Here is a 20,421-nt window from a genome sequence, read left to right on the forward strand (position 1 = left end):
CTTGTTAAGGGCATTTTTTTATACTAATACGTCCTGTAACGTGTGATCACTTTCTAAGAAAGAGAGAGCCTTTTGTTGGAAGGTTTGATCATGTAAATATGTGTAGCGACTTGGTTTTACTGATGGTGCAAATAAAATCGCCTCTGCCAGAGAGGACTTTTGAATCTTTTCTTCTTTTACATAATGAAAGAAACCTGTTCGCTCAAACACTTTTTTCATTCGTAATGCACGATGGTTTTGGACGTTTGCCATAATGTACGTAGCAAGACCAACTTGAATCCCATGCATATAAGGTTTCGACAATTGTTTGTCTAGAGCGTGTGAAATTAAGTGCTCTGAACCACTAATTGGAGCACTATTTCCACTAATCACGGTGGCCACACCGCCCATGGTTAAGGAACTTACAAGCTCTTTGATAAAGATTGGATTTTGAAGATCAGTCATCGGCGTTCGAATGAAACTATTGACCGCTTTTTTACTAAGCATCGCTGCGAAAGCATTGACGTGGCCTTTTCCATGCCTTTCTTCAAATTCCCAATCGTAAAGAGCCGTAATGTTACTCATTAAGTCACCAACTCCTGCAAGTAAGAAATGAGAAGGAGCCTGTTGAATCACTTCAAGATCCGCAATAATTCCAAAAGGCACCTGTGCAGGAACGGTCGCCTTTTTTTGATTAACGATAAGAGAACAATTGCTGCTAGCAAAACCATCATTGGAAGCGGAAGTAGGCATGCTGATAAAGGGGAGTTTTCTAGAAAAGGCAATATACTTTCCGTAGTCAATAATCTGACCGCCCCCCATCGCAACGACAACATCATAGGAATCAAGGGTAAAAGCAAAAGCTATGAGATCCTGAATCGTTTGACCGGGTTCCATTTTTTGAACGTTGATTGTCACATGTTTCGATTTCTGAAAGGACTCGGCATAAGCATCGTAAGTAAACGCATCAAACAAAAACAGAGCATGATGAAACCCGTGTTTATGAAGAATAGAATCTAGCTGATGACGGATACCTGAACGAATCTCCAAAATAGAAGGAATCGGAATATTCGTTAATGCATGCATGATTAAACCGTACCTTTCTCACGTAAAAATTCTTCTATCTGTAAAAACGAATCAACCGCAACATAAGGCACATGATTTTCCTTTAATAAATCTTGAAGGGCATCTTTAGCAAAAGTTAGATCGGCAACTTTCGCAGGATGCGAATCGGGTTCACTGTCACCAGCAAAATAAACAACATCATAGGTTTCCTTTAATTCTGCAATGACTTTTGATTTATCAATACCGTAACGTCTTGAATAATGTTTATGATTTTCATCAATCGACAAATGGACATTTTTATCTTCATAGTATCCTTTATTTGAGAATACCGGTACGTCTTTAATGCCATAATGCTCAAGAATGTGATGAATGTAATAATCGGTGCCGGCACTTAGTATATAGAAATCCCCACCGCTTTCCTGAACCGTTCGAATGAAAGAGGGGACGTGCTCATCAATAGGTAGCGAGAGAATGTCTTGAATAATTTGCTCTTCATGCTGATCAATCGATTGAAATACCTGGCTAAGAAAATCAATATCTTGCATTTCACCTGCTTTCCATTTCTTATACAATGGTTTACCTTCAGGATAGTAAGTGTCAATCACAAGCCAGTAGAAATCCTTTTTTGAAATCGTTCCGTCAAAATCTGACACAAAAGCCCACTTTTTCATTTATGTATCCTCCTCTTATGATAGCTGATCTCTTAAAATTGTAGCATGCTTTTGGATGCAAAAGAAATTCAATTCTTTTAGAACAATAACGTACAACAGCATTAAATTGTGTTAAAATGATTTTTAAAAAGTTAAACAATTCAATTTAATCTGAAGGAGTGCGAGAATGAGTAAAACAATCAGCAAAGTCCAGGTGGAAGATATCATTATCGCAAACCAAGTTTTAAAAGAAGTCGTTGTTCATACACCGCTACAGCGGAATGAAATACTCTCCGATCGCTATAACTGCAACGTTTATTTGAAAAGGGAAGATTTGCAAAACGTCCGATCTTTTAAAATTAGAGGGGCTTATAACCTTATTCAAAGCTTAACAATGGAAGAAAAGGAAAATGGGATTGTATGCGCTAGTGCTGGAAACCATGCGCAAGGTGTCGCTTTCTCATGTAAGACGCTTGGCATTCAGGGACACATCTTTATGCCCGCTACCACGCCAAGACAAAAGATATCACAAGTTGAATTATTTGGAGGCTCCTACGTTGAAGTGATTTTAACAGGAGATACGTTTGATGATTCCTTCCATACAGCGAAAGAGTTTTGTAACAAGCATGACAAAACGTTTATTCATCCATTTGATGATTATCGAACGATTGCAGGTCAGGGAACCGTTGGCCTGGAAATTATGAATGACATTGATGAAGTTGACTACGTGATGCTCGGCATTGGCGGAGGTGGACTTGCCTCTGGTGTTGGATCGTATATTAAAAGCATTAGTCCCGATACGAAAATTGTTGGAATTGAACCTGAAGGCGCTGCGGGAATGAAGCGTTCGATTGAACACGACAGCGTCGTACCACTTGACTTTATTGACAAATTTGTAGATGGGGCTGCCGTGAAGCAAGTAGGGAAACTTACCCTAGACATTTGCAAGCATCTTCTCGATGATGTTGTTCTTGTTCCAGAAGGGAAAATTTGCACAACCATTTTGGAACTATACAATCAGAATGCGATTGTAGCGGAACCTGCAGGTGCTTTATCGATTGCTTCACTCGATTTCTATAAAGATCAAATTAAAGGGAAAAACGTTGTTTGTGTCATTAGTGGGGGAAATAACGATATTAACCGGATGCAGGAAATTCAGGAACGCTCTTTGATTTATGAAGGTTTGAAACACTATTTCATTGTCCACTTTCCGCAGCGGGCTGGCGCCTTAAAGGAATTTATGGCAGATGTGTTAGGACCAACTGACGATATTACCCGTTTCGAATATACAAAAAAGAACAACCGAGATCGAGGGCCAGTCTTAGCAGGCATTGAACTTAAGCATAAAGAAGATTATGAACCTTTGATTGAGCGTTTAAATCGAAAAGGGTTTTCTTATATTGAAATTAATAAAGATCAGGACCTTTTTAACCTGCTTATCTAAAACGCCTACTATAGGCGTTTTTCTTTGTCAGGGCTTTCAAGTATAAATGTGACGCTTCTTTCGATATGATAGGAAGAGATTGTATTAAAAAGAGGTGCGCAATGAAACTAAGTATACTTGACCAATCACCCATTTTTTATGGAGAAACGGAAGGGGATGCTCTACAATCCTCAAAAGAATTAGCTGTTCTCGCAGATCGTCTTGGCTATACCCGATACTGGGTCACAGAACATCACGATTTAGAACATGTAGCTTGTCCTGCACCAGAAGTGCTCTTAAGCTATATTGGTGCACACACTAAGCAAATTCGCCTTGGTGCTGGAGCGATTCTCCTTCCGCACTATCAACCATATAAAGTCGTTGAAGTTTTCAATACGCTTGCGACGCTATTTCCAGATCGTATTGATTTGGGTCTAGGTAGAGCACCAGGTGGGTCTGCCGAAGCAACAACGGCTCTATCTCCACGATTTCTTGAAGAAGTTCGAAAGATGCCAGAAAAAGTAGAAGAGTTACTTCACTTTCTTCATCATGATTTTCCGAAAGACCATCTGTTTCATAACGTTCAAGCAAAACCAATTCCGAACCACAGGCCAGAGCCCTGGTTACTTGGAACAGGAAAGAAAAGCGCATTACTTGCTGCACAACAAAACCTGTCCTATGCTTTTGGGTATTTTATGAGTGACCATGATGGAAAGGAACTCTTTAACACATACCGAACCAATTTTGTTGGTGATCAACCTTATACACTATTAGCCGTTTCGGTTATTTGTAGTGAAACAGAATCACGAGCACAGGAACTTGCTCATTGGACACAGGTTAATAATGAAGCAAGGAAAAAAGGGGATCAAACGCTCTTATCCGTTGAAGAAGCGAAATGCGTTTCTCTTCCTAATGAATCCAATTCAAAGCTCATTAGCGGAACATTTAAAACGGTGAAGAAGAAGCTAATGAATCTTGAAAAAGAATATGAACCAGATGAACTCATGATTACGACAATCACCCCTAATCGTGAGGAAAGGTTGACTTCTTATCAGCTTCTAAGTGAAGCCATACAGCAAAAATAGATGTTTTTTCACTAATACGAATAAATCTGTTATGATAGAGTTTGGTTTCTTTTGTTTTTATAACACACGTTACGAACTGTCAGCATTTGAACAGTACCAATAGATAAGAAAATAAAAGGACGGATCACGCTAGAAGAGGAGACCGTACATGACTCAATCACTACCTTTCGAAATTACAAAGGAAGATTCTTTTTACGAGAAGCTTGGAGACTATGTAGGCGATGTATTTTATGACATTTTACCTGAACATGGTTACGAGCTTCGCGATGAACAGATCTTCATGGCTTTTCAAATTGAACAAGCCTTTAAGAACAAGAGCGTTGTTTTTGCCGAAGCAGGCGTAGGAACAGGAAAAACGTTTGTTTATTTGCTATATGCGATTTGCTATGCAAGGTATACACGGAAACCTGCCATAATTTCGTGTGCGGATGAAACGCTGATTGAGCAACTCGTAAAAGAAGGCGGAGACATTGAGAAACTTGAGAAAGCTCTTGGATTAACCGTAGATGTTCGCCTCGCTAAAGCAAGAGAACAGTATGTTTGTGTAAAAAAACTCGATTACCTTTCCCATCGAACAGATGATGAGGACATTTTGAGCGTTCACGATGAAATTCCTGAGTTTGTCTATGAACCTGCTGCCTCGATGAAATCCTTCCATCGATATGGCGATCGTAAAGAATACCCATGGGTACCAAATGATAAGTGGGAAAAAATCGCCTGGGATCCATTGCAACAGTGTTCAACTTGTGATTGGCGCCATCGATGTGGCCAAACATTAAATCGTGAATACTATCGGCATGCTAGTGATTTAATCATTTGTTCTCATGATTTTTATATGGAACATATTTGGACGAAAGAATCGCGTAAACGTGAAGGGCAACTTCCATTGCTTCCTGAAGCAAGTACAGTTGTTTTTGATGAAGGACACCTCCTTGAATTCTCAGCACAAAAAGGACTAACGTATCGCTTTCACTCTGAGACTCTCTCAAACATTCTAACAGGTTACATGGACCAGGATGTTCGAGAAGAATCTCTCACACTTGTTGAAGAGATTCTTGAGCTTCATGATAACTGGTTTGCTCATCTCAGTGACTCAGCAATAGCCGTAGAAGGTTCCGTTCGTAAGGATGTTCCACGCACAGAAGCAATGATTGAAATCGCAAAAGCCATTGCTGAAAAGGTAGATGCCCTATTAGAACAGCTTGTTTTTGATTCTGAGCTTTATGTGATGGAAGATTATCACGTCAAGATTATGGAAGAATATCTCGAATTTTTTGCTTATGGATTAAGAACGTTACTTCAGGATGGAGAAGGGATTCACTGGCTCGAGGAAACAGAGACACAAACATCGCTTGTGATTATGCCAAGACTTGTAGAAGACATTTTAAGAAAAGAAGTGTTTTCACAAAAAATCCCTTTTGTCTTTTCGTCTGCAACGTTATCTCAGGCGGGGGATTTCTCTTATACAGCTAGCAGCCTTGGTATTCAAAAGTACGCCTCATTTTCTGTGAATTCTCCATTTGATTATGAGACACAAATGAAAATGAATGGAACGGTTTCTCAGTCTGAAAAAGAAAAATGGGAAGAAATGGGCCGTGCACTCAATCAGAACAAAGGTCATTCGTTATTGCTATTTTCATCGCTTGAAGAAATGAACCGTTTCCGCAGCTATGCCGATCAAGAAAGCTGGGATTTTACAATCATCTATGAAGGCGATCGTGAAATCAGTGAAACGGTTAAAGCTTTCCAGCGAGAACAGTCTACCGTACTATGCTCCTATCATCTGTGGGAAGGACTTGATGTACCTGGTGAATCGCTTACGCAGGTGCTTATTTCATCCTTACCATTTCCACCAAACGATCCAGTATTCCAGGCAAAGCGAAGCCACTCAGAAAATCCAGTGAATGAAGTGGATCTTCCTTATATGCTCTTACGCTTACGTCAGGGAATTGGTCGGTTAATTCGAAGCAGTGCGGATCATGGTTCTGTCCGGATTTGGATGACAGAAGAGCAAGTCACCACATATGAAAAGCAAGTTCAAGAAGTTTTGCCATTACCGATTAACTGGAATTAAATCAAAAGCTCTTTCTCCAATGAGGAAGAGCTTTTTTGTATAGGAGTTGGTATGATAGATACAGGAGGGATTGAGTGAAAACAAATTGGGAAAGGCATCAAGCGATCATTCATCTTCCAGATGAAGCCATTACCTCCATAGTGAAAAGCTATCATCCACATTGGAATATTACATCAACGACTTACCTTTCAGGGGGCTTAAGTCACACAAACCTGAAAGTCGACATTGCAAATGAAAAGCCAATCGTCATAAGAGTAGCAAGAAATGCTGAGAGTTTATACCGTGAAAAAGAAATTCATGGCATTCTTCCAACTCGTGTCCGAAAACCCTATTTTCTTCACTTAACTAAATGGAATGGGTATAACATTGGGCTGTTAGAATGGATGGAAGGTGAGTTACTTCGAGATCAGCTGACGATTTCTTCAGCACTTGAAATAGGAGAAATGGGGAAATCAATAGGTGAGCAGCTTGCGTGTATTCGCAAAAAACGTTTTACTACATATGGTTTTCTTGACCCGAATCTTAATGTTAGGGAAGAATTCCGTTTAACTCCTCAGTCATTTATCACAACAATCGAATCGTTTTTCAAACACCATGCTTCTAAATGGTTACCGGAACATATGCCTGAAAAAATCATTGAATATGCAAAGGAAAATGCGCCTTTACTTAAAGAAGATCAGAGTGGAGCAAGACTTGTTCATGGTGATTTTAATGGGTTGAACATCTTAATGACAGGAACGGAAGTAAGTGCCATTCTGGATTGGGAATTTGCATTATCAGGGAGTATTTATTTTGACATAGGGAACTTGCTACGGTACGAATTCAATCATATCGACTCCTTTGAACAAGGTTTATATAAGGGGTTAAAGAATAAAGGAATTTCACTACCGAAGCAATGGAAAAAGCTCGCGAAGCTTGCTGATCTTGTAGCGCTATGTAGCTTGCTTGACAGAGTAATGTGTGGAGAAAATAGAGTGAAAGATATTACGTGCCTTATCAAACAAACAATTCACTCAGAATAGTTAAAGAGAGAGGGAAAAGACATGAGGATAGGTTTTATTCGCCACGGGAGTACGTCATGGAATAAAGAAAAGCGGGCTCAAGGAAGCTCGGATATTCACCTTGATGAACAAGGTCGCCGTGATGCAGCTAAGCTAGGTGAGTCACTCTTAAATGAGGAGTGGGATATAATCGTTTCAAGTGATCTATCACGTGCAAAAGAAACAGCAGAAATTATCGGGAGGTCCCTTCATATTGATGTTAAAACGGATCCAAGGCTGCGGGAAGCTGGCGGAGGACAAATTGAAGGCACAACGGAGCAAGAACGAATAGAAAAATGGGGAGAGAAATGGCGTGAGTTAGATCTCGGCATCGAAAAAGAAGAACTCGTTGTGGCAAGAGCACATGAAGCATTAGATGACTTATACCACCAATATCCAGGTCAAAACATTCTTATCGTAAGTCATGGATCGTTTCTTCGACATTTCTTTAAAAGCACATTACCTGAACTAAATCATGAAAAGCATATTGTGAACACATCTTTAACAGTTTTAAGAAGAAAAGGAGACGAGTGGTTAAATGAACTTTATCACTCAACAAGTCACCTTGATTAATAAATAAGGTTGTTATTAGCTCCAATATACATTTTAAAAAGGATATTCGATTATCATCAAGAAGTCTTTTAGTAAGTATAAGCAAGGTATTTATTGGAGGGATTGAACGGTGAAGCAATATCCTACACGTATAGCAGAAGATTTATCTCTTATCGATCTTTACGACCTGTCTCTCACACAGCGGACAGGTTGCTATGTCCTGCATGAAGAAGAACTAACCATTATTGAAACAAGTGCAAGTCCTTCGATTCCACACTTACTTAACGGGTTAGAAAAACTACATATCGACCTGGATGACGTGCGTCATATTATTGTGACGCACATTCATCTTGATCACGCAGGCGGAGCAGGCCTCCTGCTAAAAAAATGTCCGAATGCGCGGATTCTCGTTCATTCAAAAGGAGCACGACATTTAGAAAATCCAACTCGCTTAATTCAGGGCGCCAAAGCTGTTTATGGCGAACGGTTTAAGGAGCTGTTTGACCCGATTCTACCGATACCAGAAGACCGCTTAGTCATTATGAAGGATTACGATGAACTGAAGATTGGAAAGAAGCGCACGTTAACATTTATCGACACACCAGGACATGCCAAGCATCATTTTTCCATACATGACTCCAAAACGAACGGCATGTTTGTTGGAGATACAGTAGGGGTTTATTACCCACAACTGGACGTTGAACTATATTTACCCTCAACATCACCAAATCAGTTTGATCTAGATGACATGCTGGCATCTGCTGATAAAATTATGTCATTTAAACCTAGTTACATATACTTTGGCCACTATGGTATGTCTAACCATCCGCCCGAAGTTATTCAACAGCTGAAAGCTTGGCTATCTGAATTCTCAAGAATAACTGAAGAAGTGATAGGAACCCACCATAAGAATGATGAGCGTTCAGAACATCTTTTCAAAACGCTATTCAGTAATGTTCAAGGCATTTTATCTAAGCAAGGCGTACCTCTTGATCATCCCGTTTATCAATACATCAAGATGGATTTACACGTGTCAGCACTTGGCCTATTGGATTACACTGATCGAAAAAAAGTAAGAACCACTTAGGGGGATCTTAAGTGGTTTTCTTATGGATACGAAGCAAAACCGTTTATGATATAGTGAATAAGTCTACAGATCAACGTGTGGAGAGGTGCTATGTTAAAAACAAAATCAACGATTCAATCATTTCGTTATATTTTTATTACGTATGTAGGAACCATCGTCTTATTTGCGCTTCTTTATTTGCTGCCTTTTTCACATTATGGGTCGCTACAAGCGGTTGACTCGCTTTTTATATCCACAAGTGCTCTTAGCGTAACGGGTTTATCTTCAGTGAATATTTCGACAGACTTCACTCGAATTGGACAGGCTTTATTGATTATTGAAATGCAGTTAGGAGGCATTGGCATATTGGTTCTAGTCAGCTATCTTTTTCTTATGATGGGAAAGAAGCTAACGATGTCTAGCATGCTTTTAATTTCTAAAGACCAAAATCAATCGCAGCTAAAAACCATTCGTTCGTTAAGTTTGTCGGTATTAATGATTGCGTTAACAGTCGAAGCGATTGGCTTTAGTCTCATGTTCAATGCTATTAGTGAACAATACAGCTCAGTTAAAGAAGCAGTCTTTGTGACCGTTTTTCATAGCGTTGCAAGCTTTACGAATGCAGGATTCGATTTATTTGGAGATAGCTTAATTTCTTATCAGCATAATTGGCTATTGCTTTTAACGTCTGCTACAATGATTTTTCTTGGTAGCCTTGGATTTCCTACCATAGTCGAATACATATTAGGCTTTCGTAAAAAGAAGAGTTTATTTACAAAAGTAAATATTCGACTTCATAGTTCACTTTTTATCATTGGACTTATGGTGTATTTCTTTTTAGAGTACAACGGTGTATTTAATCATTTATCTGTATGGGATAAGTTCGTAAATGTGATTTTCCTTTCAGCCACCTCCCGCAACGGGGGGTTAACGACTGTCGACATTTCAACGCTTGATATCACCACAGTCCTTATTTTAATGACTTTGATGTTTATAGGTGGATCTTCTTCTAGTACAGGTGGAGGACTGCGCTTAACAACTTTTGCCGTACTTCTCGCAAAGATGGTATCTGTCGCAAAGTCGGAAGAATACACTACATTATTTAAAAAAACCATTTCTCAGGATTCCATTAATAAATCCTTTCTTATCTTTTTAAGCTTCATCTTTTTATTTGGCTTTTCGACCATCGTACTTTCCTATTTTGAATCGCAGGATATCCTTTTAGTGGCTTTTGAAGTCATTTCAGCATTAACGAATACCGGATTATCGATGGGCATCACTGGAGAACTTACAGAGGTATCAAAGCTATTATTATGCATGCTTATGATTATTGGGCGCATCGGCGTATTTAGTTTCATTTACGCTGTATTTAAAATCGAAAAATCGAGAACACGTTACATCAAAGAAGACCTGGCTGTTGGATAGAAGGAGTGAAGAACGATGCGAAAACAATTTTTAGTAATCGGTGCAGGAAGGTTTGCAAAGGGCATCATTCGTGAACTATATGAGCAAAAATGTGATGTTGTTGTGTGTGATAAAGATGAAGGACCGTTAGAAGATATTGACGATTATACGACTCATTCCATTGTCGGAGATTTACGTGAAAACCGCGTGATGGATGATCTCAATGTTGAGCAATATGACGCCGTTTTTGTCGCGATCGGTACGGACGCCTATTCTGCGATTTTAATTACGAACAGATTGCGTGATCGGAAGGCAAAAAAAATTATTACAAAAGCAGTTAGTCGCGAAATCGGAGAAATTTTATCTAACTTAGGAGCAGATCAGGTCATTTATCCTGAAGAAGAAGCAGGGATGAAAGTAGCGAAACAAATTATGATGCCAAATGTGCTCGAGTATATCGAAATCACAAAAAACGTTTCGGCGATTGAAGTCGAGGTCCCAGAAGAACTGGTCGGAAAAACACTTCTCGAACTCGATTTTTCTAGAAAATATGAGTTGAACGTCTCCCTAATCTTACGGAAGGAAGCACCTATTTTGAGTCGCTATGCAGAAGTCGCGTTTCAAAAAGGGGATGTTATCTTAATGGTTGGAGAAAATAAGAAAATCGAGCGCTTTAAACACAAATTTTCAATCTGAATCTGTAACTCAACAGGAAATTAAAATCCGCATAGTTTTGCGGGTTTTTTTATGAAAATACAAAAAAATAAAAAAACATTTGAATGCGTTTACATCGTTGTCTTTTCAGTACAAATAGCTTAATTTTGCATAGAGATTAGGTGTCATAAAAGATGACAAGAATAAAATTTCTTGTTTATAATAAGTTTATTGAAATATTTTTAATATTTGGTATTAAGTTTTTTTAGAAAGGTTGATCGGACATGACAATTGATACGGCACATTCAACGCAACAAAGTCACCACGTTGCGCTAAGGCGTGACATTAACATGCTAGGAAGCCTTCTTGGTGACGTTTTAGTGCAGCATGGCGGCAAAGAACTTCTTGATATGGTTGAATCGATTCGAGAGAAGACGAAATCTCTCAGAACAGCTGCAGATCTCGAAACTTCTCAGCAGCTGAAGGAAACCATTCAGACGCTTCAACCACCTATGAGAAAACAAGTCATTCGCGCATTTGCTCTTTATTTTCATCTCGTCAATATTGCAGAGCAGAATCATCGCATTCGAAGACGTAGAGATTATCAAATGTTGGAAGAAGAACAGTCACAGCCCGGATCCATTCCGCACGCAATTTCTTTACTTAAGAAGAACAATGTACCAGGTGAGCTGATTGAAGATACATTGTCCTCTCTATCACTTGAATTGATTTTAACAGCCCATCCAACTGAGGCAACGAGACGCTCAGTGCTAGAAATTCATAAACGTATCGCAAATTCATTACAACAATTAGATAATCCGCTATTAACAAAGCGAGAACAAAAAGCATTAAAAGCGGATCTTCTTAACGAAATTACCATCCTTTGGCAAACTGATGAATTACGCCATAAAAAACCATCCGTTATGGACGAGGTAAATATGGGCCTTTTCTATTTCGAAGAAACGCTATTCGAAGTACTACCACAAATCCATCAAGAACTTGAAGAGTGTTTAAAAGAACATTATCCAGATGCAAAATGGGAAGTGCCGAATATTCTAAAATTTGGCTCGTGGATCGGTGGAGATCGAGATGGCAATCCATTTGTTACGCCAGAGGTTACATGGAATACGCTTGAACGGCAGCGAGAAGTTGTCATTTCTAAATACAAAGACTCTGTAAAAGACTTAATGAGACAGCTAAGTCAATCGACAAACCGTATTTCCATCTGTAGCGAGTTGATGGAATCCATTGAGGAAGATAAACGTCAATTTCCAAACACAAAAGAATGGGGCGTGCCTCATGAAGCTTATCGGGTGAAATTAGCCTATGTATTAGAAAAGCTAAGTCGGGTAAACAGTGTGAACGGATACAAAAATACAGAACAGTTTATTGCTGATTTGAAGCTTATAAGCAATAGTTTGCGTCAACATTTCCCAGAAGGGGCTCACTTTTCGCAATTAAATAAACTCATCCGACAGGCATCTCTTTTCGGATTTCACCTCGCTACGTTAGATGTTCGGAATCATAGTGGTGAACATGAGGGAGCAATCGCAGAAATTTTAAATCGAGTTAACATGGCAAGTGATTATGCAGCATTAGAAGAAGAACAAAAAGTTCGCTTACTTACTAGTATTTTGGAAGATCCGCGTCCTGTTTTATCGACATATGAGGACTATTCCGAAAAAACACGGAAAATCATTGATATTTTTACAATGATTAAAAAAGCTCATCAAGAGTTCGGTACAAAATCAATTTCTGTTTACTTAATTAGTATGACCCGTTCGGCAAGTGATCTTCTTGAGGTACTCGTTCTTGCGAAAGAAGCAAACATTTACCGATTGCATGCAGATGGAAGTGTTGAAAGTGATTTAAATATTGCCCCTTTACTTGAAACCATCGATGACCTTAAAGCTGGACCTTCCATTATGAAGAGGCTTTTTGAACTCCCGGTCTATAAAAACCACTTAGCCAAGCTCGAAAACCGTCAGGAAATTATGCTTGGGTATTCAGATGGAAGTAAGGATGGAGGTACACTGACAGCTAACTGGAAGCTTTATCAGGCCCAGCAAGAAATTAGCAGCATTGCATCTGAAAAAAACCTTCGTCTTAAATTCTTCCATGGACGTGGAGGTGCACTTGGCCGAGGTGGTGGCCCACTTCGCAGAAGTCTTTTGTCACAACCACCAGAAACATATACAGCTGGGGTCAAAATTACAGAGCAAGGTGAAGTGCTTTCTTCTCGCTATTTGCTTTACGATATCGCTTATCGAAGTTTGGAACAAGCAACGACAACATTACTAACTTCTGCTGTTTCAGGAATTGAAACAGATCAGCGTCAAGAAAAATGGCATAAAATGATGGATGAAATGTCAGCAGTTTCACTTAAGTCTTATCAGTCCCTTGTATTTGAAGATGACGGATTCCTTGCTTACTTTAAACAAGGAACGCCACTCCCAGAACTTGGCGCACTAAACATTGGTTCACGCCCTATGAGTAGAAAAGGAACTGATCACTTTGATGATTTACGTGCAATTCCTTGGGTATTTGCCTGGACTCAAAGCCGTCAATTGATGCCAGCATGGTATGCTTCAGGCACTGGTTTAACGAAACTCGCTACAACAGAGGAAGGCTTAAAGAATTTAAAAGAAATGTATCAAAACTGGCCATTTTTCGCTTCACTTATTGATAACTTACAAATGGGTCTAATGAAAGCGGACCTCGCAACCGCTGAGAAGTATATGTCTCTGATTGATGACGAACAGCTCGCAAATCGGATTTTTGGTAAGATTGTCGATGAATATCATCGTACGAAGGATGTAATCTTAACCATTACAGGACAAGAAGAGCTTCTTGATGGTACGCCAAATATTAAAGACTCCATCCGTTTACGCAACCCTTACGTTGATCCATTAAGTTCACTGCAAGTTGAATTAATTTCAACGTATCGATCTCAAGGTAGCGAGGACGATGAGCTATTGAAAGAAATTCTGTTAACCATTAACGGCATCGCGGCTGGTCTTCGAAATACAGGCTGATATCCAAGTACCCCTTTATTTATAGAGGGGTATTTATTGTAAAGAAGGTGCGCGATTCTCGCTATTTACCACAAATACTTTTCCCTCCTTTAGAAAAACTAAGATAGTAACAAAATCATCTAAAGGAGGGCAACCCATGTACAAAAAGATCATACCTTTATTATTGCCAGGATTACTGCTTCTCGGAGCATGTAACGCAAATAACAACGATGAAGAAGCGTTAAATATAAATAAAACAAGCGCGCCTACAGAGGGAATTCAACGGATAAACAGTGGTCAACTTACTATTGATCCTAACTCCTATAGTACAGAGACACCAAGCGCAAAATTCCCTCATGGTGAAATGGTTCAAGATGGGCAATTTGAATTCAATGAAGTTCTTCCAAATGTAGATCCGCGTGAATATTTACCAGAAGGTTTCCCAGAACAATATGGCATTGGCGGCAAAGAGGAACAACAGCGTCAACAAAAGATGAGACCAGATCAAAATACTGGTCAAGCTCAGCCAAATGAAAATCCTGCTCCTGAGCAGGAAGAAGCCAATAAAGAAAAATCACCTACTTCAGAGCCATCAGGTGAAATTACAAAAGAGATTCAACAGGTTATCGACTTAACAAACGCTGAACGAAAAGAGCAAGGACTATCTCCACTAAAAGCCATGCCATCATTAAGTGATGTGGCTCAGGAAAAATCACGTGACATGCAACAAAAAAATTACTTTTCCCATACGAGTCCCACTTATGGTTCACCATTTGACATGATGAGGGATTTCGGAGTTGACTTTAACACTGCTGGTGAAAATATTGCTCAGGGACAACAAACTCCCGAAGCCGTTGTTGATGCCTGGATGAAGAGTGAAGGTCATCGAAAAAACATTATGAACAGCAGTTTTACTCACATCGGAGTGGGACTTGCACAAGATGGGCATTATTGGACGCAAATGTTTATCGGGAAATAATGATAACAAAGAAAAGGGTCACATTTGTGGCTCTTTTTCCTTTTTTAGATAAATATTTAGAAATTACCTGAAGAAGAAGGAAGTGGATTCATTTTGTCGAATCAAGATACTAACCGGTCAGTAAGTGTGTAGTTTATCAAAATCGATTTACAAGGAGAGATTACTTATGGATTTACGATTAACTGACGAACAAGTGATGGTGCAAAAAACAATTCGGAAATTTGTAGAAAACGAATTAATTCCATTAGAAAATGATGTGCTTCGTAATGAACGAGCAGGAAAGCCAGGGATTTCTGCCGAAAAAATGGAAGAGCTTCAGCAAAAAGCAAAAAAAGCAGGCTTTTGGGGCATTAATACACCAGAAGAGTATGGTGGGGCTAACCTTGGTCAAATGATGCTTGCGATTGTGATGATGGAGGTTTCTAAAACGTTTGTCCCGTTCCGCTTCGGTGGATCCGCTGATAATATCCTTTATTACGCAAATGAAGAACAGAAAGAAAAGTATCTTTTACCAACGATTAATGGTGAAAAGAAATCTTGTTTTGCGATGACAGAGCCTGGTGCTGGTTCTGATACACGAAATATTAAAATGACAGCCGTACGTGATGGGGATGAGTGGGTTCTTAACGGTGAGAAAACGTTTATTACTGGTGGAAATGAAGCTGATTTTGTTATGGTGATTGCGATTACAGATAAAGAAAAGCATGCCGCAACAGGTAGAGACGGAGTTACTTGCTTTATCGCAGACCGCGAGATGGGCTGGAAGTCTGAATACATTCACACAATGGGAGAATGGGGACCAGCAGGATTAGTGTTTGATAATGTAAGGGTACCAAATGAGAATATTTTAGGTGAAGTGGATGGCGGTTACAACCTCGGTCTTGAATGGATTGGTTTTGCGCGTTGGATTGTTGGGGCAACAGCTGTCGGAGCTGGTGAACGGTTACTTAAAATGGCGATTGACTACGCGAATGAAAGAGAAACATTTGGTAAACCAATTGCAGAACGCCAGGCCATTCAATGGCAAATCGCCGATTCTGCTGTGGAGATTGAAGCTGCTAAATGGCTCGTTTTAAACGCTGCTTATACGCTCGATGAAGGGAAAGACAATCGCCAGCTCGCTTCCATGGCTAAACTCTATGGTTCAAATATGGGAAACCGCGTTGTAGACCGTGTCTTGCAAATTCATGGAGGAATGGGATATACAAAGGAGTTACCAATCGAACGCTGGTATCGTGAAGCTCGTCTTTGGAGGATCTATGATGGAACAGACGAAATTCAACGCTTGATCATTGCTCGAAACCTCTTGAAAGGACATGTGAAGGTAGGTCAATACGCATAGGAGGGTGTTTATGTTTGAATCACTTATTGGTACACGATCAACTCCTGTAAAGAATATCGTGGAACGCGGTTCTTTGAAAGCGTTCTCAAAATCGATTGGGGATGAATCACCGCTTTATCTTGATGAGTTAGTTGGGAAACGCTCAAGGTATGGAGCAAACATTGCACCACCTACATATCCCAGAGTGTTTGATTATGGTGAAATTCAAGGCTTCGACTTGCCTAATGTCGGATTGATTCATGGAAAGCAATCTTTTCACTATAAGCGTCCGCTTTTGGTAGGGGAAACAGTTATGTGTTCCACTTCGCTTGAAAATTACTATGAGCGCAATGGAAAGAGTGGTTTACTCGGATTTCTTTTATTAAAGCGGTATGGAGAAGAGCCAGGAGGAAAACTAATTTTTACTGAAGAGCAAGTAGTGATTATTACTGAAGCTGTAAGAGAGGGGATGAGTTCTTGAACATAGTAGAAGAATTTAGTGTCGGAACACCATTGGAAATCACGCTCCCCCCAGTCTCTAGGTTAGATCTAATCAAATATGCAGGCGCATCGGGCGATTTCAATCCAATCCATACGATTGATGAAGAAGCTACTAAAGCAGGACTTCCGGGTATTATTGCACATGGAATGTGGACAATGGGTAACTTAGCGAAATTGTTCACGCCATACTATAAAGAGGTCTTTCTTGAAGATTATTCTGTTGCCTTCAAAGGAATGGTTTTCTTAAATGATGTGCTTACACTAAAAGCTTCTCTCGTATCGATCCAGAACGATCGCTATTATTTTGATGTAGCTGCACTAAATCAGAAAAACGAAGCAGTTGTCAAAGGCTCAGCCGTTCTAAAAAGGTTTTAATCAAATAAGCCCGCACAAACGAACCTTTTTAGGTTCGTTTCTTTTTTGTTCTTTATTAAATTCAATTAATCCCGAAACTTATTTTATTCCAAATCGTAGAAGAAGAGAGAGGAAGATACATACTTACCACTAATCGGAAAGGATGATGAACAGATGATGGAATTTATCGGATTAATAATTTCCGGTATTATTTTGTTTTTATTACTTTTGGCAGGCGGTATCGGATTTTTCATTTTCAAAAGGCGTTATAAAACCGCCTCCTCTAATCAGGCACTGATAATCACAGGACCAAAACTAGGAGATGCAGAGAAAGATAATCGCATTTTCGTCGATGACAATGGTCGTAGTATGAAGATCGTACGTGGTGGCGGTATTCGATTAAAGTTGTTTCAAACAAGTACGCCGATCGACCTTACCTCATTTCAACTAGAAATTGCTTCACCAAAAGCATATACATCAGAAGGCGTTCCAATTCGTGCAACAAGTGTCGCAGAAATTAGCATAGGCAGCAGACTTGAAATTGTTGCGAATTATGCAGAGAAATTTCTAGGCAAACCACAAAAAGAGAAAGAGCGTGAATTAAAAGAGGTTCTTGAAGGTCATCTTCGCGCCATCATTTCATCGCTTACAGTCGATGAAATCTACAAAGATTTTAATTCGGTCAATAAAAAAGTGAAGAATATTGCTGAAGAAGATCTCAAGAATCTAGGATTTGAAATTACTTCTTTTGCTCTAAAAGAATTAAAGGATGATGACGAAGAGAACGGATATTTAGAAGCTCTAGGACGTCCACGTATTGCAGAAGCTAGAAAAGATGCCGATATTGCAGAGGCTAACGCCAGACGTGAAACCCGGATGCACAAAGCGAAAACGGACCAAGAAGCAGAAGAAGATGAAATAAGACGTCAGATTGAGATCGCCCGTTCTCAAAAAGACAAAGATGTGAAGGAAGCGGAGTACAAAGCTGAAATCGAACAAGGAAGAGCACGTTCTGAGCAGTCCTATAACCTTGAGCAAGCAAGACTTAATCAGAAAGTAAAAGAAGAAGAAATGCAGGTTCAATTCATTGAACGACAGCGTCAGGTCGAATTAGAACTTGAAGAACAAAAACGAAGAAAAACGCAGGCCGATTCGAATGCCTATGATATTCGAGCAAAAGCCGAAGCGGAAGCGGAACGCGATCGCATCGATGGAGAAACGAAAGCTGAAATTGAAAAGCAAAAAGGATTGGCTGAAGCAGAAGTGATTCGAGAACGTGGTCGTGCTGAAGCGGAAGCGAAAGAACTAATGGCTCAGGCAATGGAGAAATATGGCGATGCTGCGATTATTGAAATGCTTGTCGACATGTTGCCGAAATATGCGCATGAAATTGCTCAACCATTGTCTCAAATTTCTGAGATGAAAGTGATTGATATGGGTGGCGGTAAAGGTTCCACACAGATTACAGACAATGTAACAAAAACAATGACAGGTCTTCAGGCAAGTCTAAAAGAATCAACTGGAATGGATTTAAAAGCCATGCTTGAGAGTTTTGTCTCAAGAGGACATTACAATTCTTTTGATAAAAAAGCTGATCCTACAGAAGAAGATAAGAGCACCAATTCAGGAATGGAGGATGACGCTTTTAAAAGCGAAGTAGCCTCAGCATATGAAGAAGAAAGAACAGAACGTCTTAATAATGAAGAAAACGAACAAAAAGAATAACACATGGAGAAAGCCTGGTTCAGTCCAGGTTATTTCTTTTGTATACCTGAACGTTGATTGACGCTTTTTATAAAATAGTGGTAAAGTGATGATGTTATCAGAAAAGTTTAAATTTTACATATGAACGGAGGACTGTCACATGAATATCGTATCTTTGCTAGCCACCTTTCTTGGTGATGACCAAATTAGCGTAAATGCCACTGTGTTAGAGCAGCATAGTAAAGACGAATCTTATCATACACCACATGATCCAGACGTGGTCGTTTTTCCAAAAACGACTGAAGAAGTTAGTAAAGTTTTAAAGGTAGCAAACGAAAATGGAATACCTGTTGTTCCATTTGGGTTAGGTTCAAGCCTAGAAGGTCATGTGATTCCTTATCAAGGTGGAATCTCTATCGATTTTCAATTGATGAACAAGGTTCTTGAAATAAGACCAGAGGATTTCCTCGTACGGGTACAGCCCGGTGTCACGCGTTCCCAATTAAATAAAGAATTAAAAAAGCACGGCTTATTTTTCACCGTTGATCCAGGTGCAGATGCCACACTAGGTGGAATGGCATCAACTAATGCTAGTGGAACCACCTCTGTTCGATATGGGGTCATGCGAGATCAAGTTCGTGATATGGAAGTTGTCCTTGCAGATGGTAGGGTTATACATACTGGAAGTAACACAGCAAAATCGTCATCTGGCTATCATCTGAATGGGCTATTCGTTGGCTCAGAAGGCACACTCGGGACATTTACAGAACTGACTCTCAACGTCTACGGAATTCCTGAAGCCACCCTTGCAGGCAGGATCGTTTTCCCAACCATTGAGCAAGCGGTTTCAACTGTTACCAATATCCTTCATGCTGCGATACCAGTCGCAAGAATTGAACTGGTTGATGCGCGTTCCGTTCAACAAGTGAACAAAACAAATGAAACGAACTACATAGAGAAGCCAACATTATTTATCGAGTTTCACGGAAATGAAGCTGGACTGAATCAAGATGTGGCGTTTGCTAAAAGCATTGCTGAAGACAACCAGTGTGAGGAGTTTATTTTCGAACATGATACGAAGAAACGCGCTCTTTTATGGGAAGCTCGACACAACCTCGCATACTCGTTCAGTCATGGATCTCCAGGTAAAAAGATGATGGTAACAGACGTCTGCGTCCCCATTTCAGAGCTTACCGGTGCGATAACAGACGCAAGGAAAGCAATCGAAACTTACGGATTAGATGGTGCCCTTCTCGGTCATGTGGGAGATGGAAACTACCATGCCATCGTCATGATCAATCCTAATGATTCAATTGAGCTTGAGAAAGCGACAAAACTAAATCAACACCTTGTTCACTATGCGCTCGAGCGAGGAGGCACATGTACAGGAGAACATGGAGTAGGTACAGGGAAAGCGCAATATCAGCAAAAGGAACATGGAGCTGCTTTGGATGTCATGTTAGCAGTTAAACACACACTTGATCCGAACGGCATTATGAATCCAGGTAAAATATTTGCGATTGATAAAGAACAGTCTTCCATTATCTGATCATTTT

The 20,421-nt window shown here is 39.8% G+C and carries 17 protein-coding genes; 15 read left to right on the forward strand and 2 right to left on the reverse strand.

From position 1 onward, the window contains the following. Positions 1-18: 18 nt before the first annotated feature. Both LCL91_RS04430 and LCL91_RS04435 read right to left on the reverse strand, forming a co-directional pair. Positions 19-1,068 (reverse strand): iron-containing alcohol dehydrogenase family protein, encoded by a 1,050-nt coding sequence (locus LCL91_RS04430; protein ID WP_224881208.1) that lies wholly within the window; start codon positions 1,066-1,068, stop codon positions 19-21. Further along, on the reverse strand, positions 1,068-1,715 hold the full coding sequence (locus tag LCL91_RS04435) for an MtnX-like HAD-IB family phosphatase (protein ID WP_165995802.1): 648 nt from the start codon (positions 1,713-1,715) through the stop codon (positions 1,068-1,070). Before LCL91_RS04435 ends, LCL91_RS04430 begins: the two co-directional genes overlap by 1 nt. Positions 1,716-1,881: 166 nt before the next feature. On the opposite strand from LCL91_RS04435, the gene ilvA reads away from it, so the two are divergent. The 15 genes from ilvA to LCL91_RS04510 all read left to right on the forward strand — a co-directional run bounded on the left by ilvA (position 1,882) and on the right by LCL91_RS04510 (position 20,414). Then, positions 1,882-3,138, forward strand: a complete 1,257-nt coding sequence (ilvA, locus tag LCL91_RS04440; protein WP_224880311.1) for a threonine ammonia-lyase IlvA — start codon at positions 1,882-1,884, stop codon at positions 3,136-3,138. Between the two features lie 101 nt (positions 3,139-3,239). Next, entirely contained in the window at positions 3,240-4,202 is a 963-nt protein-coding gene (locus LCL91_RS04445; protein ID WP_224880313.1) for an LLM class flavin-dependent oxidoreductase, read from the forward strand. A gap of 148 nt (positions 4,203-4,350) precedes the next feature. Next, entirely contained in the window at positions 4,351-6,276 is a 1,926-nt protein-coding gene (locus LCL91_RS04450; protein WP_224880315.1) for an ATP-dependent DNA helicase, read from the forward strand. 74 nt (positions 6,277-6,350) lie between these two features. Further along, on the forward strand, positions 6,351-7,298 hold the full coding sequence (locus LCL91_RS04455; RefSeq protein ID WP_224880317.1) for a phosphotransferase family protein: 948 nt from the start codon (positions 6,351-6,353) through the stop codon (positions 7,296-7,298). A gap of 21 nt (positions 7,299-7,319) precedes the next feature. Next, complete coding sequence (locus LCL91_RS04460; protein WP_224880320.1) at positions 7,320-7,889, forward strand: histidine phosphatase family protein; 570 nt, start codon at positions 7,320-7,322, stop codon at positions 7,887-7,889. A gap of 109 nt (positions 7,890-7,998) precedes the next feature. After that, on the forward strand, positions 7,999-8,955 hold the full coding sequence (locus LCL91_RS04465; protein WP_224880322.1) for an MBL fold metallo-hydrolase: 957 nt from the start codon (positions 7,999-8,001) through the stop codon (positions 8,953-8,955). A 90-nt stretch (positions 8,956-9,045) separates the two neighbouring features. Then, a complete protein-coding gene (locus tag LCL91_RS04470; RefSeq protein ID WP_224880324.1) occupies positions 9,046-10,359 on the forward strand; it encodes a TrkH family potassium uptake protein in 1,314 nt (437 codons plus the stop codon). Between the two features lie 15 nt (positions 10,360-10,374). Next, a complete protein-coding gene (locus LCL91_RS04475; protein WP_159782614.1) occupies positions 10,375-11,034 on the forward strand; it encodes a potassium channel family protein in 660 nt (219 codons plus the stop codon). 242 nt (positions 11,035-11,276) lie between these two features. Then, positions 11,277-14,027 (forward strand): phosphoenolpyruvate carboxylase, encoded by a 2,751-nt coding sequence (gene ppc, locus LCL91_RS04480; protein ID WP_224880326.1) that lies wholly within the window; start codon positions 11,277-11,279, stop codon positions 14,025-14,027. Positions 14,028-14,163: 136 nt separating this feature from the next. Beyond that, positions 14,164-14,985, forward strand: coding sequence for a CAP domain-containing protein (locus LCL91_RS04485; protein WP_224880328.1), 822 nt, complete (start codon positions 14,164-14,166; stop codon positions 14,983-14,985). Between the two features lie 166 nt (positions 14,986-15,151). After that, positions 15,152-16,327, forward strand: coding sequence for an acyl-CoA dehydrogenase family protein (locus LCL91_RS04490; RefSeq protein WP_224880330.1), 1,176 nt, complete (start codon positions 15,152-15,154; stop codon positions 16,325-16,327). Positions 16,328-16,337: 10 nt separating this feature from the next. After that, the gene (locus tag LCL91_RS04495) at positions 16,338-16,787 is read left to right on the forward strand and encodes a MaoC family dehydratase N-terminal domain-containing protein (protein WP_224880332.1); all 450 of its coding nucleotides are present in this window, start codon (positions 16,338-16,340) and stop codon (positions 16,785-16,787) included. Continuing rightward, positions 16,784-17,182 carry a MaoC/PaaZ C-terminal domain-containing protein gene (locus tag LCL91_RS04500; RefSeq protein WP_224880334.1) on the forward strand — a complete coding sequence of 133 codons (399 nt, stop codon included), beginning with the start codon at positions 16,784-16,786 and terminating at the stop codon, positions 17,180-17,182. The genes LCL91_RS04495 and LCL91_RS04500 overlap by 4 nt, the downstream gene beginning before the upstream one ends. 153 nt (positions 17,183-17,335) lie before the next feature. Then, positions 17,336-18,886, forward strand: coding sequence for a flotillin family protein (locus tag LCL91_RS04505; protein ID WP_224880336.1), 1,551 nt, complete (start codon positions 17,336-17,338; stop codon positions 18,884-18,886). 139 nt (positions 18,887-19,025) lie between these two features. Further along, a complete protein-coding gene (locus LCL91_RS04510; RefSeq protein WP_224880338.1) occupies positions 19,026-20,414 on the forward strand; it encodes an FAD-binding oxidoreductase in 1,389 nt (462 codons plus the stop codon). The last annotated feature ends 7 nt before the right edge of the window (positions 20,415-20,421 follow it).

Source organism: Guptibacillus hwajinpoensis (assembly GCF_020171785.1).
Taxonomy (GTDB): Bacteria; Bacillota; Bacilli; order Bacillales; family Guptibacillaceae; genus Guptibacillus; species Guptibacillus sedimenti.

Excerpts from the sequence above, each read along its gene's own strand:
- LCL91_RS04460 (WP_224880320.1), top strand. The coding sequence starts at position 7,320 with ATGAGGATAGGTTTTATTCGCCACGGGAGTACGTCATGGAATAAAGAA.
- LCL91_RS04435 (WP_165995802.1), bottom strand. The coding sequence starts at position 1,715 with ATGAAAAAGTGGGCTTTTGTGTCAGATTTTGACGGAACGATTTCAAAA.
- ppc (WP_224880326.1), top strand. The coding sequence starts at position 11,277 with ATGACAATTGATACGGCACATTCAACGCAACAAAGTCACCACGTTGCG.
- LCL91_RS04490 (WP_224880330.1), top strand. The coding sequence starts at position 15,152 with ATGGATTTACGATTAACTGACGAACAAGTGATGGTGCAAAAAACAATT.
- LCL91_RS04475 (WP_159782614.1), top strand. The coding sequence starts at position 10,375 with ATGCGAAAACAATTTTTAGTAATCGGTGCAGGAAGGTTTGCAAAGGGC.
- LCL91_RS04445 (WP_224880313.1), top strand. The coding sequence starts at position 3,240 with ATGAAACTAAGTATACTTGACCAATCACCCATTTTTTATGGAGAAACG.
- LCL91_RS04450 (WP_224880315.1), top strand. The coding sequence starts at position 4,351 with ATGACTCAATCACTACCTTTCGAAATTACAAAGGAAGATTCTTTTTAC.
- LCL91_RS04510 (WP_224880338.1), top strand. The coding sequence starts at position 19,026 with ATGAATATCGTATCTTTGCTAGCCACCTTTCTTGGTGATGACCAAATT.
- ilvA (WP_224880311.1), top strand. The coding sequence starts at position 1,882 with ATGAGTAAAACAATCAGCAAAGTCCAGGTGGAAGATATCATTATCGCA.
- LCL91_RS04485 (WP_224880328.1), top strand. The coding sequence starts at position 14,164 with ATGTACAAAAAGATCATACCTTTATTATTGCCAGGATTACTGCTTCTC.
- LCL91_RS04470 (WP_224880324.1), top strand. The coding sequence starts at position 9,046 with ATGTTAAAAACAAAATCAACGATTCAATCATTTCGTTATATTTTTATT.
- LCL91_RS04505 (WP_224880336.1), top strand. The coding sequence starts at position 17,336 with ATGATGGAATTTATCGGATTAATAATTTCCGGTATTATTTTGTTTTTA.
- LCL91_RS04495 (WP_224880332.1), top strand. The coding sequence starts at position 16,338 with ATGTTTGAATCACTTATTGGTACACGATCAACTCCTGTAAAGAATATC.